This is a genomic window from Bacillus sp. JJ722 (assembly GCF_036963345.1).
In the GTDB taxonomy this organism is placed as follows: domain Bacteria; phylum Bacillota; class Bacilli; order Bacillales; family DSM-1321; genus Bacillus_AD.
Genome location: NZ_JBALMO010000362.1, coordinates 1 through 1,508, shown reverse-complemented (window position 1 = coordinate 1,508; position 1,508 = coordinate 1). Strand labels below are relative to the sequence as shown.

2 protein-coding genes are annotated in these 1,508 nt (G+C 35.9%); one reads left to right on the top strand and one right to left on the bottom strand.

The annotated features are described in order from the left end of the window. Positions 1-122 (bottom strand): DUF2639 domain-containing protein (locus tag V7014_RS26155; RefSeq protein WP_335511889.1); only part of this gene is annotated, 122 nt, incomplete at its 3' end. 165 nt (positions 123-287) lie between these two features. On the opposite strand from V7014_RS26155, the gene V7014_RS26150 reads away from it, so the two are divergent. After that, positions 288-1,508: MATE family efflux transporter (locus V7014_RS26150; protein WP_335511887.1), on the top strand; the 1,221-nt coding region annotated here is incomplete at its 3' end.

Sequence of the window (1,508 nt, the reverse complement as noted above, 5' to 3'; positions counted from 1 at the left end):
TAAATCCTTCTTATAATAAATGTTTTATATAATTCTAATTTTCTTTGTTCAATCGGATGCTTAGTAATTCCAATCGACTTTAATTGTGTTATATACCATCCTTTAGAATGCTTGTACGCCACCGCACTTCCCCCTATCCCTTCATTTACTAAACAATATATGTGCAAAATAAAAAATGTATGACAAGCCTTTTATAGACAAGGTTATCGGAAAATTTCAAATTTTCATCTTGTAATTTTTATGTGATATAATTCTCTGATATGCAATAAGAATGGGGGGATTACTTTATGAAGATTACAAAGACAAAAAGAGAAAAAACCCTATTATTTTTACAAATTATGTTACCTGTTCTCGTTACACAACTCAGTTTATTTTCAATGACTTTCGCCGATACCGTTATGTCGGGGAACTATTCCTCAAATGACCTGGCAGGTGTAGCAATCGGTAGCTCGATATGGGTTCCTATCAATACCGGCTTAAGTGGTATTCTAATTGCAATTACACCAATCGTTTCACAATTAGTTGGTGCAAGAAAAATAAAAGACGTGCCCTATTCAGTTATTCAAGGATCTTATTTATCCATCATTATGGGCATCATCGTTATATTCATTGGTTTCTTCGCATTGAATCCAATCTTAAACAATATGAACTTAGAGCCCTATGTTAAAGAGGTAGCTCACGATTATTTAGTCGCTCTATCTTGGGGGATTGTGCCTTTATTTTTCTATAGTGTTTTACGAGCGTTTATCGATGCTCTAGGACAAACGCGAATTTCCATGTTTATTACACTACTAGCACTGCCAATCAATGTTATATTCAACTATTTCTTGATTTTCGGTAAGTTTGGTTTTCCAGAAATGGGTGGTGTTGGATCTGGCGTAGCTTCAGCCATCACGTACTGGCTTATTTTATTCATTGCAATCATTGTCATTATTAAGATTCATCCGTTTAAAGAATACAATATCTTTAAGAACTGGATTGCGTTCTCCTTCAAGGAATGCCTTTCAATTTTAAAAATCGGAATTCCTATTGGACTTGCTATTTTCTTTGAAACTAGTATTTTCTCAGCTGTTACCTTATTAATGAGCTCATTCGATACCATTACGATAGCAGCCCACCAAACAGCTATGAACTTCGCATCGTTCTTATACATGGTTCCATTAAGTATATCAATGGCATTGACAATTGTTGTTGGATTTGAAATTGGTGGTAAACGTTATAATGATGCTCGTGAGTACAGCCTAATAGGGACAGTATTTGCTGTAAGTATGGCGTTGCTTTTTGGTATCATACTGTTTTTCTTCCGAACAGAGATTGCTTCTATTTACACAAAAGATCCAGCCGTTATTTCGCTCGCTTCTCACTTCCTAATTTTCGCGCTCTTTTTCCAGCTTTCGGATGCTATTATGGCACCGATCCAAGGGGCTCTACGCGGATATAAGGATGTAAACGTTACGTTTGTGTTATCCTTTACGGCTTTCTGGGTAATTGGCCTTCCAACAGGTTAT